This is a genomic window from Burkholderia sp. Bp9142 (assembly GCF_003853415.1).
GTDB lineage: Bacteria > Pseudomonadota > Gammaproteobacteria > Burkholderiales > Burkholderiaceae > Burkholderia.
In genome coordinates this window covers 168,074-189,410 of record NZ_QTPP01000007.1, presented here as the reverse complement: position 1 = coordinate 189,410, position 21,337 = coordinate 168,074, and the positions used below count along the sequence as shown (strand labels likewise).

The following is a 21,337-nucleotide window of genomic DNA, read 5'->3' as shown; positions in this document are numbered from 1 at the left end:
GGTCACGACACCACAAATCTCCACAATATCGTGACCGTTTCAGTAAACATCCGTAACAGTTCCGTGCTTTACTAGCGCCAAGCCAAAACAGCCGGTCATCCAGCTGTCATTTCGCCTTGATGCGCCCCTTATTGGCCCGGCCCATGTCGCCGGACCGGCTTGACCCGACCGAGATCTTTTCCATGCCTGGAACCGCAGCGCCCGGCCGGCGACGCACGTCCTCCGTGCCCGCTTCGGCCACGCACGCCCGATCAGCCGCCGATCCCGACCTCAGCGCGACGCTCAATGCCGCCGGCACGTCCGCCGTGGCCGGCGCCGCCGCGACGAACGCCCCCCGTGACCGGGTCCTGCGGCTCGGCTGGCGCGTCTGGCTGCTGATCGCCGCGCTGGTCTGCGCGTATACGCTGCCGGGCGTGCTCGGCCACGATCCGTGGAAGCAGGACGAAACCTATACGTTCGGCATCATCCAGCACATGCTCGAGACAGGCGACTTCGTCGTACCGACCAACGCCGGCCTGCCGTTCATGGAAAAGCCGCCGCTCTACGCGTGGGTCGCGACGAGCCTCGCGTGGCTGCTGCAGCGCGTGATGCCGCTGCACGACGCCGCGCGGCTCGCGAGCGCGCTGTTCGCGGCGCTGGCCTTCGGCTTCGTCGCACGCGCGGCACGCAGTGCCAACCGGGCCGACAGCTGGCTCGACCTGCGCGTGATCGGCCCCGTCGTGCTGAGCGCAGGCACGCTCGTCGTCATCAAGCATGTGCACGACATGATGACGGACGTCGCGCTGTTCGCCGGCACCGCGATGGGCTTCTGCGGCCTGCTCGAACTCGTGATGCAGCACGTCGCGCACGCCCGGCAGATGCGCCACGGGCTGCCGGTGCAGCCGTCCGCCCGCTGGGCCGCGCCGATCTTCGGCGCGGGCGTCGGCATCGCGCTGATGGCGAAGGGGCTGTTCGTGCCGCTCGTGTTCGCGGCCACGCTCACGGGGGCGCTGGTGCTCTACCCCGCCTGCCGTACGCGCGCGTTCGCGCGTGCGCTCGGCGTCGCCGCGCTCGTGTTCGCGCCGTTCGCGCTCATCTGGCCGATCGCGCTGTTCCTGCGCTCCGAAACGCTGTTCATGACCTGGTTCTGGGACAACAACGTCGGCCGCTTCTTCGGCTTCTCGGTACCCGAGCTCGGTGCGGAAAACGACAAGCCGTTCTTCATCGTGCGTGCGTTCCTGCTGCTCGGCTTCCCGGTCGCGCCGCTCGCGATCGCCGCGCTGGCGCGCGGTGCATGGCGCGAGTGGCGCACGCCGCGCATCGCGCTGCCGGTGCTGTTCGCCGGCATCGGCCTCGCGGTGCTGCAAGTGTCCGCGACCTCGCGCCAGCTCTACATCCTGCCGTTCTTCGCGCCGCTCGCGCTGGTCGCCGCGCAGGCGATCGACCGCCTGCCGCGCGGGCTGCATCTCGCCTGGGATTACCTGAGCCGCCTGCTGTTCGGCACCGTCGTCGCGCTCGCGTGGGTGATCTGGGCGACGATGGCCGATCCGGGCGCATCGCGGGCGAGCCTCGCGCGGCTCGGCCGCTGGCTGCCGCTCGACTGGACGATGCCGATCGTGCCCGGACTCGTGATCGGCGCGCTGGTGCTGACGGTCGGCTGGCTGTGGCTGCTGCCGAAGCTGCGCACGACCGGCCGGTGGCGCGGCGCGCTGTCGTGGGGCGCGGGCGCGCTGGTCGCGTGGGGCCTCGTGTATACGCTGCTGCTGCCGTGGCTCGACGTCGCCAAGAGCTACCGGTCGGTGTTCGACGACCTGAACGCGCAGCTCGCGCTCGAATGGCGCGACGGCGACTGCATGGCGAGCCTGCACGGGCTCGGCGAATCGGAAGCGCCGATGCTGTACTACTTCTCCGGGATCCAGCACACGCCGATCGACGACGCGAACACGACCCGCTGCACGTGGATGATCGTCCAGGGCGTGCGGGCCGTCGATCCGGCGCCCGGCAGCGAATGGAAACTGTTCTGGACCGGCGCGCGCCCGGGCGACAACGAGGAACTGCTGCGCGTCTACGTGCGCACGCCGCAAGCGCACCAGGCGCCGTGACGCAAGGCGGTGCCGCGCCGCGTGCCGTCGCCCTCTCCGGCACGCGGCGCAAGCGGCGCGCGAGCGCGGCTTCACGCCCGCCGCGCAGCCGCCCCGCACGTCAAAACGATGAACCGGGCTCGCGCAGGAATGCCGCCTCTTCGACCGTCGACGGTCGGCCGAGAATCGCGTTCCGGTGCGGGAAACGACCGAAGCGCCCGACCACGGCCGCATGGCGCAACGCGAAGTCGTGGTAACTCTCGCACCCGGCCTTGCCGCGAATGCCTGCGCACAGCCGCACGGCCTCGCGCTGGCTCTCTTCCGACTCGTCATGTTCGAACGGCAGGTACGCGAACGCGCGGTGATGGCCGCTCGGCAGTTGCGCGTCCCACCCTGCCGCGACGACGCGCCGCGCGAGCGCCAGCGCCTTCGGATCGGCCGCGAAGGCACGCGGCGTACCGCGATGAATGTTGCGCGAGAACTGGTCGAGGACCACGATCAGCGCAAGCGCGCCGAGCGGCGTGCCGGCCCAGCGATCGCAGGCGCCGTCGCACGCGGCGTCGAGCAACGCACCGTAGCGCGTGCGCAGCACGTCGTCGAACGCCGCGCCGCCGTTGAACCATGCCTTGCGCGCGTGGCCGAACTCCGCCGAACCCGGCTCGCCGAACCAGAAATCGAGAATCTCGCGCGCTTGCGGATCGAGCGCCGCGGCGCTGTCCGTCAGGTTGTCGATCGTCATGCAAACTCCAGTACGAGGCGCCGTGTCCGCGCGCTCTTCTTTTCAAGCCTGGCGACCCGCAGGTCGCCAATTTCCGACGTGTTGCGCACGTGCGTGCCGCCGCACGGCTGCAGGTCGATGCCGGCGATGCGCAGCAGCCGCACACGGCCCAGCCCCATCGGCGGTTTCACGCTCATCGTGCGCACGAGATCGGGGCGCTCGGCCATTTCCGCGTCGGTGATCCATTCGGTCGTGACCGCATGCGCGCCATGGACCAGCCCCGCGAGACAGCGCTCGACGTCGACGCGGTCGATCGCGTCGGACGTCGCGAAATCGAGCCGCACGTAGTCGGCGGTCACGCTGCAGCCGTCGACCGGGTACGGCAGCACCGCGCACATCAGGTGCGCGGCCGTATGCAGCCGCATGTGCCGGTAGCGGCGCAGCCAGTCGATGTCCGCGACCACGCGCGCGCCGGGCGCGAGCGCCGCGACGCGCGCTTCCTGGCCCGCCGCGGGCACGTGCACCGCGTCGTCGGGCGTTGCGCCGTCGAACTTCGCCTTGCGCGTGTCGGCGATCGCGATCGTGCTGCCGTCGGGCAGCGTCAGCGTGCCGCTGTCGCCGGCCTGCCCGCCGCCGAGCGGATAGAACACGGTGCGGTCGAGCCGGATGCCGTCAGCGCCGACGGCCGCGACGACGGCCTCGCAGTGCGTCAGATAGGCGTCTTCGCGAAACAGGGCCTGGGTCGTCATCGCGCGAACCTCGTATCGATAGGGAAACGGGCAGTGTCGCGCCGCGCCGGACCGGCGCCCAGACGCAGATCGCCCGGCGTCCGGACGGCGGCGTACCGGTCGATCAACCGGGCCGGTTGCGCATCCAGTCGGCCGTGTCGTAGAACGAGTGCATGAGCCGCTCGCGCAGCGGCTCGGGCATCCCGATGTCCTCCATCGACCACGCCATGCAGCGCAGCCACTGATCGCGCTCGACCGACGCGATCGGGAACGGCAGGTGCCGTGCACGCAGCCGCGGATGGCCGAACCGGCTGATGTAGTGGTCGGGGCCGCCGAGCCAGCCGCACAGGAACCAGAACAGCTTGTCGCGCGAGCCGTCGAGCGATGCCGGATGCAGCGCGCGAATCTCCGCGAACTCGGGCTCGAGGTCCATCAGGTCGTAGAAACGGTCCACCATTTCGCGCACGCGGGCTTCACCGCCCACGAGTTCGAACGCCGTCGGCTGTGACGGCGCATCATCATTCACATCGGTCATACGGATAATCGGAAACGGGATATTTGGGGCCGCCGGCGACGCTCATGCGTCGCGCAGCGACTGCAGCGCCGGGCGCCGCAACACATTATGCAGGCTCAGCCAGCCGGCCGCACCGGCGCACGCGACGCCGGCCGCGATGCCGGCCGGCACGAGCCACGGATCGACGGCGAGCTGGAAGTCGAACACGCGCGACGCGAGCACCCAGCCGACCGCGATCGCCCCTGCCGACGCGAGCGCGCCGGCCAGCGCGCCGACGACGATGAATTCCGCGCGCTGCACCGCATTGACCTGCGCGCGCGACGCGCCGAGCGCGCGCAGCAGCGCAGCCTCGCGCACGCGCTCGTCGCGCGAGCCGGCCAGCGCCGTGTACAGCACGAGCACGCCGGCCGCGAGCGTGAACGCAAACAGGAACTGCACCGCGCCGACCACCTGCAGCATCATCCGCTGCAGTTGCGCGAGGATCGGTGCGACGTCGATCGCGGTCAGGTTCGGGTAGCGCGCGATCAGCGGATCGAGCAGCGCCGCCTGCTCGGCCGGCAGATGGAAGCTCGTCAGGTAGACGGCCGGGAAATCCTTCAGCACGGGCGGCGGCATCAGCACGAAGAAGTTGACGCGGAACGAGCCCCAGTCGAGCTTGCGCACGCTGGTGATCGGCGCATCGACCGTCAGCCCCGTCACGTCGAAGCGCAGCGTGTCGCCCGGCTTCACGTTCAGCGTCTTCGCGAGCCCGGCCTCGATCGAGATCTGCGGCGTCGCCGACGTGCCGAACCAGTCGCCCGCGACGATCCGGTTGTCGGACGGCAGCTCGGTCGTATACGACAGGTTGAACTCGCGGTCGACGAGCCGGCGCGCGTCGTCGGACGGATACGCGTCGGGATTCACCGGCTTGCCGTTGATCGCGACGAGCCGGCCGCGCACCATCGGCGCGGGCACCGCATCGCGCGCGCCGTGCGCGGCGAGCCACGCCGCGACGTCGTCGCGCTGGTCGGGCTGGATGTCGATCAGGAACTGGTTCGGCGCATCAGGCGGCGTCGACTGCCGCCAGCCGGCGACGAGGTCGTTGCGCGTGATCGCGATCAGCAGCAGACACATCAGGCCCAGCGCGAGCGCGGTGATCTGCAGCGCGCTGGCCGTGCCCCGCCGGTGCAGCGACGCGAGCGCGTAGCGCCAGCCGATGCCCGCGGCCACGCGCGCATTGCGCACCGCGCGCGCCGCCGCGTACAGCGCGAGCCGCGCGATCAGCGAGAAACCGACCAGGGCGCCGGCAAACCCGCCCGCGACGATCAGCCCGAGCTTGAGGTCGCCCGCCGCGACAATCAGCAGCCCCGCGAACAGCACGACGCCGATCGCATACGCAGCCCACGCGATGCGCGACGCGTCGCCCCAGTCGCGCCGCAGCACGCGCACCGGCGGCACGCGGGTGAGCGGCACGAGCGGCGGTAGCGCGAAGCCGAGCAGCAGCACGAGCGCGGTGCCGATCCCGACGAGCGCGGGCCAAGGCGTAGGCGGCGGCAGCACGACGTCGATCAGGCTGCCGAGCGCGGCCAGCAGCGCCCAGTGGCCGCCGTAGCCGAGCGCCGCGCCCGCGATGCCCGCTACGATGCCGATGCCGGCGAATTCGAGCGTGAACAGCGCCCCGAGCGTGCGGCGGCTCACGCCGAGGCAGCGCATCGTCGCGCAGCCGTCGAGATGGCGCCGCATGTAGCGCTGCGCGGCCATCGCAATCGCGACCGCCGCGAGCAGCGCGGTCAGGAGCGCGACGAGCGTCAGGAAATGGCGCGCACGATCGAGCGTCTGGCGCACCTGCGGCTGGCCTTCCTGCAGCGACTCGAGGCCGGCGCCGCGCAGCTTGCCGCCATCGACGCGCCCGTGCGCGTAGGCCTCGAAGCGCGCGACGGCCGGCGTGTCGCCGGCGACCAGCAGCCGGTACGTGACGCGGCTGCCGTAGCCCGTGAGCCCGGTCGCGGCGAGTTCATCCGCGCGCATCATCAGCCGCGGCGAGAAATTGACGAACGAGAAGCCGCGATCGAGCTCGCGGGAGATCGACGCGGCGACCGTGAACGTGCGCAGCCCGACGCGCACGGTGTCTCCCGCCTTCAGATGCAACGCATCGAGCAGCGCCGGATCGGCCCACACGGTGCCGGGCGCGGGAATCGCGGCCGCCTTGTGCGCGGCGGTCGCGCCGGCCGGCACGATCTCGACCGCGCCGCGCAGCGGATAGCCGGGCGATACGGCCTTCACGGCCGCGAGCCGCGCGGGCGCCGCGCCGCTCGCCTGCCCGCCTGCTGCCGACGCGATCATGCTCGGGAAAATCGCGGTGGTCGCGGTACGCAGCCCGAGTGCGCGCGCCTCGCGATCGAACGACGGATCGACGGGACGGTCGGCACGCACGACGAAATCGGCGCCGAGCATCTGGCGCGCGTCGCGCTCGAGCCCCTGGCGCAGCCGGTCGGCGAGAAAACCGACGCTCGTCAGCGCCGCGACCGCGAGCACCAGCGCCAGCACGAGCAGCGTCAGCTCGCCGGCACGCCAGTCGCGCGCGGTCATCCGCGCGGCCTGGTGGATCAGATCGTGCCAGCCGAAGCGGCCGGCATGGCCGGGACGCCCGGACTGCGACGGGTCAGCGTGCTGCCGCTCGGCGGGTGACGGCGCCTTCAATCGCGCTTGCCCCCGATCGAGTTGAGCCGCGTCACCATATGGTTCGCCATCCCGCGGAACCCGCCGGACACGCCGCGCCACAGACGCGGCAGCGCCCAGGCGGACGCCGCGATGAACGCCGCGAGCAGCACGAGGAACGCGAGCGGGACGAAGAATGCGAGCGCGAGGCCGCCGAACACGAGCCCGTCCTCGGTGGACGATGCGACCCAGTTCGAGATCGGCTCCGGAGACAGGTTGATCAGCGCGCGCGTACCGGCCTTCGCGACGTGCGCGGCACCGGCAAGCGAACCGCCGGCCAGCCCGGCGACCGCGAGCACGGTCGGGTCGGCATGGCCGAGCGCACCGGCGGCCAGCACCGCGCCGGCCGGGATGCGGATGAACGTGTGCACGGCGTCCCACAGCGAATCGAACGCGGGAATCTTGTCGGCAAGGAATTCGGTGACGGCGAGCACGGCGGCGGCGCCGATCACCCACGGCGACGTCAGGACCGCCAGCGTGTCCGGCAGATGGAGCCAGCCGACCCGCGCGAGCACGCCGGCGATCAGCACGGTCAGGTAAAGGCGCAGCCCGCTCGCCCACGCGAGCCCCGCGCCGAGCGAAATGGCTTCGATCATGGCCCTCTCCTTGCACTTTCCGTGCGCTTTGCCGATTGATCGGATCGAGCCGGTATGACCGGCCGCGCGGCGCGTGGCGACCGGTGCCGCCGGCCGCGAACGGCGCAACGGCATTCAGGCCCGAATGCGTTCCATTATAGACAGGCTGGCAGGCGGGCCGGCGCAATTCCGCCGCGCGTCACGGCCGGGCGCGGACGCGGGCCGGCGCCCGGCGGGCCGGCTTCAGGCAGCCGACGACAGTTTCAGGCCGATCAGCCCGAGCACGATCAGCGACGCACTCGCGACGCGGGCGACGGTCAGCGCCTCGCCCATCATCACGATGCCGAACACGAACGCGCCGACCGCGCCGATGCCCGTCCATACCGCATACGCGGTGCCGAGCGGCAACTGGCGCATCGCGGCCGCGAGCAGCCCGAAGCTGGCGAGCGCCGTCACGATCGTAAACACCGATGGCCCGAGTCTCGTGAAACCCTCGGACGATTTCATGCCGGCCGCCCAGGCCACTTCCAGCAAGCCGGCGATCGACAACCATACCCACGCCATCTCGACGTACTCCGTCTCGGATGGGGCCGTCCCCGTTGAAGCGAATGACCCGGGGTCGTCCCCGGGCGGCGCCGAGTATAACAAGATGCTTACAGGCACGCCGGATCGGACGGCCGGGGGCACATGGAGCATCGGCCCGGAGCATGGTCCGGCCGCGCCCGCCCCGCCGCGCTCAGTTCGACACGCGCTTGGCGCCCACGTCGCCGACGCAGCGATCGTCGCGATACAGCGCCCACTCGTCGCACACGCGGCCGTCCTTGAACACGCACATCCCGACCTGCCCGCGCGGCAGGTTGCGGATCACGTGGCGGCCGCCGAGCTTCTCGCAGTTGACCGACGCGGGATTGGCGAGCGCCGCTTGCGGCGCCGAAGGCTGCTGCCCGGGCGGCAGCGGCTGCGCGAACGCGCCGGGCGCAGCGAGCGCCAGCGCACAGATGACGACGAGACGGACGGACATTGCACGCTCCTCGATTTCGTTCGCGGAACGGTCAGCATAGCGGGGAATGCGTGGCCGGTGTGCGCGGCCGGCGCATGCGGCGGCAATGTCGCGCCGATGCAACTTCACCGGCGTGCTGCCTTGCATTCCGGCCGCATCACGCGGCGGGCATCAAGCGGCGCCGACGAGCCGGTAGCCGACACCTGTTTCGGTGACGATGTGCTCGGGCTGCGCGGGATCGCGCTCGAGCTTCTGGCGCAGGTGCGCCATGTAGATGCGCAGGTAGTGATGGCTCTCGACGTGCGTCGGCCCCCACACGTCGCGCAGCAGCTGGCGATGCGTGAGCACGCGTCCCGCGTGCCGGACGAGCGTCGCGAGCAGCCGGTACTCGAGCGGCGTCAGGTGCACGATCTCGCCGTCTCGCCACACCTGGCGCAGCGCGAGATCGACGGTCACGCCGCCGAAGCTCACCTTCGGCGACTCGTTCGCGCCGCCCTGGTTGCGCCGGCGCAGTTGCGCGCGGATCCGCGCGCGCAGCTCGGACACGCCGAACGGCTTGGTCAGGTAGTCGTCGGCGCCCGCGTCGAGCGCGGCGACCTTCTCCTCTTCCTGCGTGCGCGCCGACAGCACGATCACCGGCACCTCGGACCAGCCGCGCAGCTCGCGGATCACGTCGAGGCCGTCGGTGTCGGGCAGGCCGAGGTCGACGATCACGAGATCGGGCTTGCGGGTCGCCGCGTCGATCAGCCCCTGCTTGCCCGTCTGAGCCTCGAACACGGCGATGTCCTCCTCCTCGAGCGCGGCGCGCACGAAACGGCGGATCTGTTTTTCGTCCTCGATCAGGACGACGGTCAGGCTCGGTTCACTCATGGTCTGGCAATGGCTCGGAGGGAGACGATGCGCCGGGCACGTCGATTTCGTCGTCGGGTACGACAGGCACGGCCGGCGGCGTGTCGACCGGCAGCGTGAACCAGAAGCGCGCACCCGTCACGCGGCCGTCGGGCCCGGTACGGTTGAGCGCGCCGATTCTACCGCCATGCGCCTCGACGATCGCGCGACAGATCGCGAGGCCGAGCCCGATGCCCGGCGTCGCCGATTCCTTCTCGCCGCGCGTGAACTTGTCGAAGATCCGCGTTTCCATCCCGGCCGGCAGGCCCGGGCCGTGGTCGTCGACGTGCACGCGCACGAACGGGTGTCCGTCGTCGGTCACGCGTTCCGCACCGATCTCGATCGACGTGTCGGCCGGCGTGTACTTCGCCGCATTCTCGAACAGGTTGGTGAACAGCCGCTCCATCAGCACCGCGTCCATCTGCAACAGCGGCAGGTCGGCCGGCAGCGACACGTGCGCGGGATGGCGCGCGAGCACGCGCTTGCACGCGGCGAGCGCGGCGCCGACGGTTTCCTCGAGCAGCGACCACTGGCGCTTGAGCTGCAGGCTGCCGGCCTGCAACCGCGCCATGTCGAGCAGGTTCGTGACGATGCCCGTCATCCGCAGCGCCTCGTCGTGGATCGCGTCGACGAGCTCGGCTTCGCGCTGCGCGGACCGTTCGGCCGCCGGTGTGGGCGCGGCCGCGCGTGCGTTCGCGAGCATCGACGAAAAGCCGACGATCGTCGTGAGCGGCGTGCGCAGGTCGTGCGAGATTGCCGACAGCAGCGAGTTGCGCAGCCGCTCGGACTCCATGTTGACGAGCGCGTCGCGCGCGATCTCGACGTAGTGCACGCGCTCGAGCGCGAGCGCGATCTGCGCGGCGAACGCATCGAGCATGCGCAACTGCTCGGGCACCTCGAGTTCGCGCGGATCGCGCGACGCCACCGCGAGCACGCCGCGCGTGCGCATCGGCGCCTTCAGCGGCAGGTACAGCGCGGCGGTCGCGGGCAGCGTGTCGGTGCCGCGGCCGGCCGGCTTCTGCTGGTCGTACACCCACTGGCCGACGTCGCAGTCGAGATCCGCGCCCGTCAGCGTGACGACCGCGTCGGGCTCCTCGATCTTCTGCCGCACCTGATCCGCGCTGTCGGGCAGCAGGAACGCGACGCGCGCGCGGAACACCTCGCCCACGTGGCGGCTGCCGATCTCGACGATCTGCTCGGTCGTCAGCGCCGCGCCGAGTTCGCGCGCCATCGCGTAGATCGCGCCGGTGCGGCGCTCGCGGCGCTGCGCGATGCTTGCCTGGCGCGTGAGCGTCGACGTCAGGTGGCTGATCACGAGCGACGTGAGCAGCATCCCGAAGAAGGTCAGCAGGTATTGCGTGTCGCTGACCGAGAACGACATGCGCGGCGGCACGAAGAAGAAGTCGAACGCGGCGACCGACAGGAACGACTGCAGCACGCCCGGGCCGCGTCCGAGCCGCACGGCCGAGAACACGACGCCGAGCAGGTACAGCATCACGAGGTTCGTGAGGTCGAGCCGCGCGGACACGATGGTCGCGACACCGGTGATCGCCGCGCAGATCGCGGCCGCAAACAGGTAGTGACGCGGCGGCGAACGCCGCATGCCGAATTGCGCGAACGCATCGCGCCAGTCGCGTGCGCGCGCGTCGAGCGGCGCCGCGCGCACTTCGTCGCTCGCCGACGCGCGGAGCAGCATCAGGTCGACGTCGCCCGCGCGTTCGGCGAGCTTTTCGCCGAACGGCCGCGCGAAGCGGCGCGCGAGGCCGACCTTCGGCGAGCCGCCCGCGACGATCTTCGACACGTTGCGCACCTGCGCATAGCCGATCAGCGCGGCGACCGCGTCGTCGCCAGCGAGCGTCGCCGTCTCCGCGCCGAGCTCGGCCGCGAGCTTCAGCGCATCGAGCGTGCGCTGCCGCCGCGCGTCGGGCAGCCGCTGCAGCCGCGGCGTCTCGACGTACACGGCGATCCAGTCGGCCCTCACGCTCGCGGCGAGGCGCGCGGCCGCGCGCACCAGCGTCGGCGCCTCGGGGCCGGGCCCGATGCACACGAGCAGCCGCTCACGCGCCTGCCAGATGCGCTGGATCGAACGGTCGGCCCGGTACTCGCGCATCTGCGCGTCGACGCGGTCGGCCGTGCGGCGCAGCGCCAGTTCGCGCAGCGCGATCAGGTTGCCCTTGCGGAAGAAGTTGCGCACCGCGCGCTCGGCCTGCTGCGCGAGATACACCTTGCCGTCGCGCATCCGCTCGAGCAGCTCCTCGGCCGGCAGGTCGACCAGCGTGACCTCGTCGGCCGCGTCGAACACGCGGTCGGGCACGGTCTCCCACACGCGGATGCCGGTGATCGCGCCGACCACGTCGTTCAGGCTTTCGAGGTGCTGGACGTTGACGGTGGTGTACACGTCGATGCCCGCGTCGAGCAGTTCGTAGACGTCCTGCCAGCGCTTCAGGTGGCGCGCGCCCTGCACGTTCGAATGCGCGAGTTCGTCGACGAGGATCAGCTGCGGTGCACGCGCGAGCGCGCCGTCGAGATCGAATTCGGCAAGCGTGCGGCCGCGATACGCGAGGCGCGCGAGCGGCAGCACGTCGAGGCCGTCGAGCAGCGCGGCGGTTTCGCCGCGGCCGTGGGTCTCGACGATGCCGACGACGACGTCGACACCGTCCTGCCGGCGCTGGCGCGCGGCCTGCAGCATCGCGTAGGTCTTGCCGACGCCGGCGGACGCGCCGAAGAAGATCTTGAGCTGGCCGCGCCGCTGCTTTTCTTCGTCGCGCTGCAGCTTGTCGAGGAGTTGGTCGGGATCGGGGCGGTTCATGCGTGAGGAAGGCGAAGCGCCGGATTGCGCGCGAGTACAGGCATTGTTGTTCCAAATCGCCGCAAAAGGCAAAGACGGCGCATGCGCCGTCGGAAAAGTCTGCCCCGGCGCGCCGCAAGTCGCGCCGGGGCGTCCGGATCCGCGCTCAGTGCGCGGCCTGCGCCGCGTCGAGCGCGAGGTTCAGCTTCAGCACGTTCACGCGCGGCTCGCCGAGCACACCGAACTGGCGGCCCGTCGTGTTCGCGGCGACGAGCTGCGCCACCGCGTCCGCCGTCAGGTTGCGCGCCTTCGCGACACGCTCGACCTGATACGCGGCGGCGGCCGGCGTGATCTCCGGGTCGAGGCCGCTCGCCGACGCCGTCACGAGGTCGACGGGCACGGGCTGCGACATGTCGGTGCCCGCGTCGCGCAGCGCGGCGATGCGCGCCTTCACCTGGTCGGCGAGCGATGGATTCAGCGGACCGAGGTTCGAGCCGCCGGAGCCGCTCGCGTTGTACGGCATCGGCGACGTGGCCGACAGCCGGCCCCAGAAGTACTTCGGCGCGTCGAACGGCTGGCCGATCAGCGCGGAGCCGACCGCGCGGCCGTCCTGCTCGATCAGGCTGCCGTTCGCCTGCGACGGGAACACGGCCTGGCCGAACACGGTCATCACGGCCGGGTAAGCGAGCCCCGTCACGACGGTCAGTACGACAAAGATCACGGCGAGCGGGCGAATCAACGTTTTCATGAGGGTTCCTTCAGGTACGGCGCATCAGGCCCAGCCGAGCGCGGCGAGCGTCATGTCGATCAGCTTGATGAACGGGAACGGCAGCAGCACGCCGCCGAGGCCGTACACCAGCAGGTTGCGGCGCAAGAGCGACGCGGCGCCGAGCGGCCGGTAGGTGACGCCCTTCAGCGCGAGCGGGATCAGCGCGACGATGATCAGCGCGTTGAAGATCACCGCCGACAGGATCGCGGATGCGGGTGACGTCAAATGCATGATGTCGAGCACGCGCAGCTGCGGATACGTCGTCACGAACGCGGCCGGGATGATCGCGAAATACTTCGCGATGTCGTTCGCGATCGAGAACGTCGTCAGCGAGCCGCGCGTCATCAGCATCTGCTTGCCGATCTCGACGATCTCGATCAGCTTCGTCGGGTTCGAGTCGAGGTCGACCATGTTGCCGGCTTCCTTCGCCGCCTGCGTGCCGGTGTTCATCGCCACCGCCACGTCGGCCTGGGCGAGCGCCGGCGCGTCGTTGGTGCCGTCGCCCGTCATCGCGACGAGCCGGCCGGCCGCCTGGTGCTCGCGAATCGTCGCGAGCTTGGTTTCCGGCGTCGCTTCCGCGAGGAAGTCGTCGACGCCCGCTTCCGCCGCGATCGCCGCGGCCGTCAGCCGGTTGTCGCCCGTCACCATCACGGTCTTGATGCCCATCTTGCGCAATTCGGCGAAGCGCTCCTTGATGCCGCCCTTCACGATGTCCTTCAGTTCGATCACGCCCAGCACGCGCGCCACGCCGTCGTGCAGGTCGGCCACGACGAGCGGCGTGCTGCCGCGGCGCGCGACGTCGTCGACCGCGCGGCGCACTTCTTCCGGGAAGCGGCTGCCGTGGCTCTCGACGTAGCGGCGAATCGCGTCGGCGGCGCCCTTGCGGATCTCGCGACCGGGCACCCCGGAGGAAGTCCCGTTGGGGGATAGATCGACGCCGCTCATCCGCGTCTGCGCGGAAAAGCCGAGGAACGTCGCGTGCAGTTGCGCCATGTCGCGCTGGCGGATGTTGAAGCGTTCCTTCGCGAGCACGACGATGCTGCGCCCTTCCGGCGTTTCGTCGGCGAGCGACGACAGTTGCGCGGCGTCGGCCAGCGCTTCCTCGGTCACGCCCGGCGCCGGCACGAACATCGACGCCTGGCGATTGCCGAGCGTGATCGTGCCGGTCTTGTCGAGCAGCAGCACGTCGACGTCGCCGGCCGCTTCCACCGCGCGGCCCGACGTCGCGATCACGTTCGCCTGCATCATCCGGCTCATCCCGGCCACGCCGATCGCGGACAGCAGGCCGCCGATCGTCGTCGGGATCAGGCACACCAGCAGCGCGACGAGCACGGTGATCGTCACCACGTGGCCGGCCTTCATCGCTTCGACCGAGAACATCGAGAACGGCAGCAGCGTCGCGGTCGCGAGCAGCATCACGATCGTCAGCGCGACGAGCAGGATCGTCAGCGCGACCTCGTTCGGCGTCTTCTTGCGCTTCGCGCCTTCGACCATCGCGATCATCCGGTCGAGGAACGCCTCGCCGGGGTTCGCGGTGACCGTCACGACGATCCAGTCGGACAGCACGCGCGTGCCGCCCGTCACCGACGAGAAGTCGCCACCCGACTCGCGGATCACCGGTGCGGATTCGCCGGTGATCGCCGATTCGTCGACCGATGCGACACCTTCGACGACTTCGCCGTCGGCCGGGATCACGTCGCCGGCCTCGACCAGCACGACGTCGCCTTTGCGCAGGTCGGACGCGGTCGTGATGCGGATCGGCGACTTCGGATGCGGCTCGTTCAGCTTCTTCGCCATCACGTCCTTCTTCGCGCTGCGCAGCGACGCGGCCTGCGCCTTCGAGCGCCCTTCGGCGAGCGCCTCGGCGAAGTTCGCGAACAGCACGGTGAACCACAGCCACAGCGCGATCGCGAGGATGAAGCCTGCCGGCGCCTCGGCCTGGCCGGCGAGCGCCGCGATCCACAGGATCGTGGTCAGGATGCTGCCGACGTACACGCAGAACATCACCGGGTTGCGGAACTGCGTGCGCGGCGTGAGTTTCTTGAACGAATCCACGATCGCCGGACGCAGCAGCGCCGGATCGAACATGGACCGTGTTGCGGAATGTTGAGTCATTGCGATCTCTTCAAGCTCTTCAGTCTTTTCAATGTGTCGCCATGCGGGCGCGCGTCACGCGCCCAGCCACATCATCAGGTGCTCGACGCCCGGGCCGAGCGCGAGCGCCGGCACATAGGTCAGCGCGCCCACCAGCAGCACGGTGCCGAGCAGCAGCACGACGAACAGCGGACCGTGCGTCGGCAGCGTGCCGCTCGTCACCGCGATGCGCTTCTTCGCGGCGAGCGAGCCGGCGATCGCCAGCACCGGCACGATCGTGCCGAAGCGGCCGAACCACATCGCGATCGCGGTCATCCAGTTGTAGAACGGCGTGCCGACCGTGAGGCCCGCGAACGCGCTGCCGTTGTTGTTCGCGGCCGAGCTGAACGCGTACAGGATTTCCGAGAAGCCGTGCGGGCCCGGGTTCGCGATGCCGGCCTTGCCCGCGTCCGCCAGCACCGCGATCGACGTGCCGAGCAGCACCAGCAGCGGCGTGAGCAGCACGACGATCGACACCATCTTCATCTCGTACGACTCGATCTTCTTGCCGACGTATTCGGGCGTGCGGCCGATCATCAGGCCGGCGACGAACACCGCGAGCAGCGCGAACACGAGCATCCCGTAGAGGCCGGAGCCGACACCGCCGTAGACCACCTCGCCGAGCTGCATCAGCAGCATCGGCACGAGGCCGCCGAGCGGGGTCAGCGAATCGTGCATCGTGTCGACCGCGCCGCACGACGCGGCCGTCGTCGCGACCGTGAAGATGCCGGTCTGCGCGATCCCGAAGCGCGTTTCCTTGCCTTCCATGTTGCCGCCCGGCTGCATCGCGTTCGTCGACTGGTCGACGTGCAGCGCGGCGAGCGTCGGGTTGCCGGCCTGCTCGGCGCTCACCTCGACGCCGATCGCGAGCACGAACGCGACCGTCATCGCCGCGAGCACGGCGATACCCTGCCGGCGGTCGCCGATCACGCGGCCGAACACCAGGCACAGCGCGGCCGGGATGATCAGGATCGAGAAGATCTGCAGGAAGTTCGCGAACGGTGTCGGGTTTTCGTACGGGTGCGCGGAGTTCGCGTTGAAGAAGCCGCCGCCGTTGGTGCCGAGCATCTTGATCGCTTCCTGCGACGCGACCGGGCCCATCGCGAGCGTCTGCTTCGTGAGCGCGGTCGGCACCGTGACCGGGTTGCCCTTGTCGTCCTTGACCGGGCTGCCCTGCGCGTCGAGCTTCGGCGCGGCGTAGGTGCTCGTCTGCAGCACCGGCACGTCCTGGTACGCCTTCATGTTCTGGATCACGCCCTGGCTCATCAGCAGCGCGGCGATGATCGCGGCCATCGGCACGAGCACGTACAACGTCACGCGCGTGAGATCGACCCAGAAGTTGCCGATCGTCTGCGCGGTGTGACGCGCGAAGCCGCGGATCAGCGCGATCACGACGACGATGCCGGTCGCGGCCGACAGGAAGTTCTGCACGGTCAGGCCGAGCATCTGCGTCAGGTAGCTGACCGTCTGCTCGGGTGCGTAGTCCTGCCAGTTCGTGTTGGTGACGAAGCTGACGGCCGTGTTGAACGCACCGTCGGCCGTCATCGCGCCGAATTGCTGCGGGTTGCCGGGCAGGAAGCCCTGCAGGCGCAGCAGGCCGTAGAGGAACAGCGCGCCGAGCGCGTTGAACGCGATCGTCGCAAGCGCGTACTGCTTCCAGTTCATCTCGCTGCCGGCGTCGACGCCGGCGATGCGGTACAGCGCGCGCTCGAGCGGCCCGAACACGCGCACGACGCGCGAGCTGCCGTCCATCACGGCGCCCAGGTAGCGCGCAACCGGTACCGCCGCCGCCAGCAGGACGACGATGAAGAGCAGCACCTGAAAGAAATTGTTCGCGTTCATTCGATGTCCTCCGCGCGCAGCAGCGCAAAGACGAGATACGCGAACAGCAGGGCCGTCGAGGCGCCCGCCAGCCAAAGCATCCAGGTCATGCCCGCCCCCCGCGACCGTATTGCGCGAGCTTCTCGCAACCGGCAAGCAAACCGAGGATCAGCGCTGTGAACAGCACCAGTGCGCCGATGAAAACCCCATCCATTTTTGTGTTCTCCGTCGTCGAAATCGGACGACTAGAACCTTATGGGAACGCACGTAAAGGACGGGTCAAAGGTGATCGGGACGGTATAAAAAACGCGTAAACGCGTGCGGCAGGGAACGGCAGGCGGGACGGGAGACAGGACGGGCGACGGCCGGCGCCGCCCGCAAGGGCGCGTGCCGGCGTGGTGCCGGCACGAAGGGAATGCGTCAGGGAACGAGGATCGTCGAGCCGGTCGTCCTGCGCGACTCGAGGTCCGCATGCGCGCGGCCGACTTCCGCGAGCGGATAGCGCTGGTTGATGCTCGTCTTCACCTTGCCCGACAGGATCACGTCGAACAGCTCGGCGGCCGCGGATTCGAGATCGGCGCGCTTCGCGATGTACGAGAACAGCGTCGGGCGCGTGAAGAACAGCGAGCCGCGCGACGAGAACTCCTTCGAGTCGATCGGCGGCAGCGGGCCCGACGCACTGCCGAAGCTGACGAAGTAGCCGAGCGGCGCGAGGCAGTCCAGCGAACCGATGTAGGTGTCCTTGCCGATCGAATCGTAGACGACCGGCACGCCCGCGCCGTTCGTGATCTCCTTCACGCGCTGCGAGAAGTTCTCGCGCGTATAGACGACCGGATGATCGCAGCCGTGCGCCTTCGCGAGCGCGGCCTTCTCGTCGGATCCGACCGTCCCGATCACGGTCGCGCCGAGCGCCTTCGCCCACTGGCACACGAGCAGCCCGACGCCGCCGGCCGCCGCGTGGATCAGGATCGTGTCGCCGGCCTTCACCGGGTACGTGCGGCGCAGCAGGTAGTGCGCGGTCAGCCCCTGCAGCATCACCGATGCCGCGTCGTCGTAGCTGATCCCGTCAGGCAGCTTCACGAGCCGCTCGGCCGGCATCACGCGCTCCTGCGCATACGCACCCGGCGGCTGCCCGACATAGGCGACGCGGTCGCCGACCTCGAGCGCGGTCACGCCGTCGCCGACGGCCGTCACCTCGCCCGCCGCCTCCATCCCGAGGCCGCCGGGCAGCGGCTGCGGATAGAGGCCCGTGCGGAAATACACGTCGATGTAGTTGAGCCCGACCGCGTGCTGGCGAATGCGGACTTCGCCCGCCTTCGGCTCGCCGACCTCGACATCGACCCACTTCATCACGTCCGGGCCGCCCGGCTGGTCGTATCGGATTGCTTTCGGCATCGTTTCGCTCCTCGTTTCTGAATCGGTCAGGGGGATATTCGGGTCGCCGACGCGCCGGCCGACGCCGACCGGTGCAGGCGGGCGCCGGCGGCCGATGCGCGTCACGACGCCCGATTCTCGCGCGTCGCCGCCGGGCGTGCATGGCCCTGCCGGCAGCAGGGGCAATCGGGCCGGCGCCGCCTAGCAGACGTCCTGCATGTTCCGCGCCAGATCGTCGAGCAGCATTCGCGCGGTCGCGACGTTGGTCGCGACCGGCACGTCGTGCACGTCGCACGCGCGCACCAGTGCGGTGATGTCCGGATCGTGCGGCTGCGCGGTCATCGGGTCGCGCAGGAACACGACGACGTCGACACGGCCGTCGGCCAGTTCCGCCCCGATCTGCAGGTCGCCGCCGAGCGGCCCCGACAGCTTGCGCTCGACCTCGAGCCCGTGCGCGGCGGCGATGCGGCCGCCCGTCGTGCCCGTCGCGACCAGCCGGCATTGCGCGAGCGTCTCGCGGTACTGGCCCGCGAGCGCGACGATCTCGTCCTTCTTCGCGTCGTGCGCGATCAATGCGATGCGGGGTTTGCTCATCTCCGGTTCCTTCGTCGTTCAGTGGTTGTCGTCGTTGAATGGCGGTGCGCGCGTCAGAACGTGCCCGGATACGCGCCGCCGTCGAGCAGCCAGTTCTGCCCGGTGATATAGCCGGCATGCACGCTGCAGAGGAACGCGCACGCCGCGCCGAATTCGGCACGCGTGCCGAGGCGCCCGGCCGGGATCTCCTTCGTGCGCCGCGCGCGCAGCTCGTCGACCGTCACGCCCTGCGCCTTCGCCGATGCGGCGAGCGTCGTCGTGATCCGGTCGGTGTCGAACAGCCCCGGCAGCAGGTTGTTGATCGTCACGCCCTGCCCCGCGACCTTGCGCGACAGCCCCGCGACGAAGCCGGTCAGCCCCGAGCGCGCGCCGTTCGACAGCGCGAGCACGTCGATCGGCGCCTTCACGGCCGAACTCGTGATGTTGACGATCCGGCCGAAGCCTCGCCCGATCATCCCGTCGAGCGTCGCGCGGATCAGCTCGATCGGCGTCAGCATGTTCGACTCGAGCGCGCGGATCCAGTCGTCGTGCGAGAAATCGCGGAAGTCGCCGGGCGGCGGGCCGCCGGCATTCGTCACGAGAATGTCGGGCTGCGGGCAGGCGGCGAGCGCGGCCGCGCGCCCGTCGGGCGTCGTGATGTCGCAGGCGACCGCGGTGATCGATACGTTCGACTCGGCGCGGATCTCCTCCGCGGTTTCCTCCAGCGTGTCGCGCGTGCGGGCGACGATCACGAGATTCACGCCCTCGGCGGCCAGCGCTTCCGCGCAGCCGCGCCCGAGCCCCTTGCTCGCCGCGCACACGAGCGCGGTCTTTCCTGCGATGCCGAGATCCATCGTCGATTCCTTGGTGGCGCGCGCGCCGGCGCGGCCCGGCCGAGTCGCCGGACCGGCGAACGGTCGCGAACGGACAGGCAAACACGACGCGCGGATTGTCGTGAGACGTCGATAATATCCGGATCGCGCGGCGCGCCTTGGTAAAATTGCGGCCATAAGCGGCGGCCGGCTTGGCGCCATCGCCGCGTCCGATCCCCTTTTGCCGCCAAGGCGCCCCCGTCATGAAACAGGACAGCCGTTTCCCGAATCTCTTCATCACCGATCACCCGCTGATCCAGCACAAGCTCACGCACATGCGCGACAAGGACACGTCGACGCGCACCTTCCGCGAACTGCTGCGCGAGATCACGCTGCTGATGGGCTATGAGATCACCCGCAACCTGCCGATCACGACCAAGCGGGTCGAAACCCCGCTGGTGGCGGTCGACGCACCGGTGATCGCGGGCAAGAAGCTCGCGATCGTGCCCGTGCTGCGTGCCGGCATCGGGATGTCGGACGGCCTGCTCGACCTGGTCCCGTCCGCGCGGGTCGGCCACATTGGCGTGTACCGCGCCGAAGATCACCGCCCGGTCGAATACCTGGTGCGCCTGCCCGATCTCGAGGATCGCATCTTCATCCTGTGCGACCCGATGGTCGCGACCGGCTACTCGGCCGTGCACGCGGTCGACGTGCTCAAGCGCCGCAACGTGCCGGCCGCGAACATCACGTTCGTCGCGCTGGTCGCCGCGCCCGAGGGCGTGCAGGTATTCCAGGACGCGCATCCGGACGTGAAGCTGTTCGTCGCGTCGCTCGACTCGCACCTGAACGAGCACGCGTACATCGTGCCGGGCCTCGGCGACGCGGGCGACCGCCTGTTCGGCACCAAGAACTGACGCGCCGCGACGGCCGCACCGGCCGTTCGGCCATGCGCGGCGGCCCCGAAGCGACGGTCGCCGCGTGATAAAATCACGTTCCACTCGACACGCGCGGCCCCGCGGCATCACGCCCGCCGGAACGGCCGCCGAATCAACGACACATTGGCACAATCGCCCGCGCAGCGCGCCCGGGCACGGAGAAAGGTATGGCTGGTCATTCGAAATGGGCCAACATCAAGCATAAGAAGGCAGCGGCCGACGCGAAGCGCGGCAAGATCTGGACCCGCCTGATCAAGGAAATCCAGGTCGCGGCGCGCCTCGGCGGCGGCGACGCGAACTCGAACCCGCGCCTGCGTCTCGCGGTCGACAAGGCGGCCGACGCGAACATGCCGAAGGACAACGTCAAGCGCGCGATCGACCGCGGCGTCGGCGGCGCGGACGGCGCGAACTACGAGGAAATCCGTTACGAAGGCTACGGCATCAGCGGCGCGGCGATCATCGTCGACACGCTGACCGACAACCGCACCCGCACGGTCGCGGAAGTCCGTCACGCATTCTCGAAGTTCGGCGGCAACATGGGCACCGACGGTTCGGTCGCGTTCATGTTCGATCACGTCGGCCAGTTCCTGTTCGCGCCCGGCACGTCGGAAGACGCGCTGATGGAAGCGGCGCTCGAAGCCGGCGCGGACGACGTCAGCACGAACGACGACGGCTCGATCGAGGTGCTGTGCGACTGGCAGGCGTTCTCGGCGGTGAAGGACGCGCTCGAAGCCGCGGGCTTCAAGGCCGAACTCGCCGAAGTGACGATGAAGCCGCAGAACGAAGTCGAATTCACCGGCGACGATGCGGCGAAGATGCAGAAGCTCCTGGACGCGCTCGAGAACCTCGACGACGTGCAGGAGGTGTATACGAACGCCGTCATCGTCGAGGAATGACATGCCGGCCGCCGTGCGCATCGTCGCGGCGGCGGCCCGACCGATTTCGCGGCCGG

At 69.9% G+C, this 21,337-nt stretch carries 19 protein-coding genes; 3 read left to right on the top strand and 16 right to left on the bottom strand.

What is annotated here, in order from left to right:
- The first annotated feature begins 182 nt into the window (after window positions 1–182).
- Window positions 183–2,081: an ArnT family glycosyltransferase gene (locus DIE22_RS10800; RefSeq protein WP_124605069.1), complete on the top strand. Its 1,899-nt coding sequence runs from the start codon at window positions 183–185 to the stop codon at window positions 2,079–2,081.
- 100 nt (window positions 2,082–2,181) lie between these two features.
- Here DIE22_RS10800 and DIE22_RS10795 read toward each other — a convergent pair whose 3' ends face one another.
- The 16 genes from DIE22_RS10795 to DIE22_RS10720 all read right to left on the bottom strand — a co-directional run bounded on the left by DIE22_RS10795 (window position 2,182) and on the right by DIE22_RS10720 (window position 19,492).
- Window positions 2,182–2,799 carry a DUF924 family protein gene (locus DIE22_RS10795; protein ID WP_124605068.1) on the bottom strand — a complete coding sequence of 206 codons (618 nt, stop codon included), beginning with the start codon at window positions 2,797–2,799 and terminating at the stop codon, window positions 2,182–2,184.
- Window positions 2,796–3,527 carry an alanyl-tRNA editing protein gene (locus DIE22_RS10790; protein WP_124605067.1) on the bottom strand — a complete coding sequence of 244 codons (732 nt, stop codon included), beginning with the start codon at window positions 3,525–3,527 and terminating at the stop codon, window positions 2,796–2,798. The genes DIE22_RS10795 and DIE22_RS10790 overlap by 4 nt, the downstream gene beginning before the upstream one ends.
- Before the next feature lie 103 nt (window positions 3,528–3,630).
- Entirely contained in the window at window positions 3,631–4,041 is a 411-nt protein-coding gene (locus DIE22_RS10785) for a group II truncated hemoglobin (RefSeq protein WP_124605066.1), read from the bottom strand.
- A gap of 42 nt (window positions 4,042–4,083) precedes the next feature.
- A complete protein-coding gene (locus tag DIE22_RS10780; RefSeq protein ID WP_124605085.1) occupies window positions 4,084–6,588 on the bottom strand; it encodes an ABC transporter permease in 2,505 nt (834 codons plus the stop codon).
- A gap of 107 nt (window positions 6,589–6,695) precedes the next feature.
- Window positions 6,696–7,313 (bottom strand): DUF4126 domain-containing protein, encoded by a 618-nt coding sequence (locus DIE22_RS10775; RefSeq protein ID WP_012364337.1) that lies wholly within the window; start codon window positions 7,311–7,313, stop codon window positions 6,696–6,698.
- Between the two features lie 222 nt (window positions 7,314–7,535).
- Complete coding sequence (gene sugE, locus DIE22_RS10770) at window positions 7,536–7,856, bottom strand: quaternary ammonium compound efflux SMR transporter SugE (protein WP_124498141.1); 321 nt, start codon at window positions 7,854–7,856, stop codon at window positions 7,536–7,538.
- Between the two features lie 172 nt (window positions 7,857–8,028).
- Window positions 8,029–8,313: a DUF333 domain-containing protein gene (locus tag DIE22_RS10765; RefSeq protein ID WP_124498140.1), complete on the bottom strand. Its 285-nt coding sequence runs from the start codon at window positions 8,311–8,313 to the stop codon at window positions 8,029–8,031.
- 150 nt (window positions 8,314–8,463) lie between these two features.
- The gene (kdpE, locus tag DIE22_RS10760; protein ID WP_124498139.1) at window positions 8,464–9,162 is read right to left on the bottom strand and encodes a two-component system response regulator KdpE; all 699 of its coding nucleotides are present in this window, start codon (window positions 9,160–9,162) and stop codon (window positions 8,464–8,466) included.
- Window positions 9,155–11,989, bottom strand: a complete 2,835-nt coding sequence (locus DIE22_RS10755; protein WP_124605065.1) for a sensor histidine kinase KdpD — start codon at window positions 11,987–11,989, stop codon at window positions 9,155–9,157. The genes kdpE and DIE22_RS10755 overlap by 8 nt, the downstream gene beginning before the upstream one ends.
- A gap of 145 nt (window positions 11,990–12,134) precedes the next feature.
- Entirely contained in the window at window positions 12,135–12,716 is a 582-nt protein-coding gene (gene kdpC / locus DIE22_RS10750; protein WP_124605064.1) for a potassium-transporting ATPase subunit KdpC, read from the bottom strand.
- Window positions 12,717–12,740: 24 nt separating this feature from the next.
- The gene (gene kdpB / locus DIE22_RS10745) at window positions 12,741–14,852 is read right to left on the bottom strand and encodes a potassium-transporting ATPase subunit KdpB (RefSeq protein ID WP_124498136.1); all 2,112 of its coding nucleotides are present in this window, start codon (window positions 14,850–14,852) and stop codon (window positions 12,741–12,743) included.
- A 54-nt stretch (window positions 14,853–14,906) separates the two neighbouring features.
- Window positions 14,907–16,712 carry a potassium-transporting ATPase subunit KdpA gene (gene kdpA / locus DIE22_RS10740; protein WP_124605063.1) on the bottom strand — a complete coding sequence of 602 codons (1,806 nt, stop codon included), beginning with the start codon at window positions 16,710–16,712 and terminating at the stop codon, window positions 14,907–14,909.
- On the bottom strand, window positions 16,709–16,801 hold the full coding sequence (kdpF, locus tag DIE22_RS10735; protein ID WP_006752209.1) for a K(+)-transporting ATPase subunit F: 93 nt from the start codon (window positions 16,799–16,801) through the stop codon (window positions 16,709–16,711). The genes kdpA and kdpF overlap by 4 nt, the downstream gene beginning before the upstream one ends.
- Window positions 16,802–17,111: 310 nt before the next feature.
- The gene (locus DIE22_RS10730) at window positions 17,112–18,086 is read right to left on the bottom strand and encodes a quinone oxidoreductase (RefSeq protein WP_124498134.1); all 975 of its coding nucleotides are present in this window, start codon (window positions 18,084–18,086) and stop codon (window positions 17,112–17,114) included.
- Window positions 18,087–18,266: 180 nt separating this feature from the next.
- Window positions 18,267–18,659: a methylglyoxal synthase gene (locus tag DIE22_RS10725; RefSeq protein ID WP_027785024.1), complete on the bottom strand. Its 393-nt coding sequence runs from the start codon at window positions 18,657–18,659 to the stop codon at window positions 18,267–18,269.
- Between the two features lie 53 nt (window positions 18,660–18,712).
- The gene (locus DIE22_RS10720; protein WP_124605062.1) at window positions 18,713–19,492 is read right to left on the bottom strand and encodes an SDR family oxidoreductase; all 780 of its coding nucleotides are present in this window, start codon (window positions 19,490–19,492) and stop codon (window positions 18,713–18,715) included.
- 221 nt (window positions 19,493–19,713) lie between these two features.
- Between DIE22_RS10720 and upp the strand changes: the two genes are divergently transcribed.
- Window positions 19,714–20,364 carry a uracil phosphoribosyltransferase gene (gene upp, locus DIE22_RS10715; RefSeq protein WP_011657517.1) on the top strand — a complete coding sequence of 217 codons (651 nt, stop codon included), beginning with the start codon at window positions 19,714–19,716 and terminating at the stop codon, window positions 20,362–20,364.
- 188 nt (window positions 20,365–20,552) lie between these two features.
- A complete protein-coding gene (locus tag DIE22_RS10710; protein ID WP_006752214.1) occupies window positions 20,553–21,281 on the top strand; it encodes a YebC/PmpR family DNA-binding transcriptional regulator in 729 nt (242 codons plus the stop codon).
- Window positions 21,282–21,337: the final 56 nt, after the last annotated feature.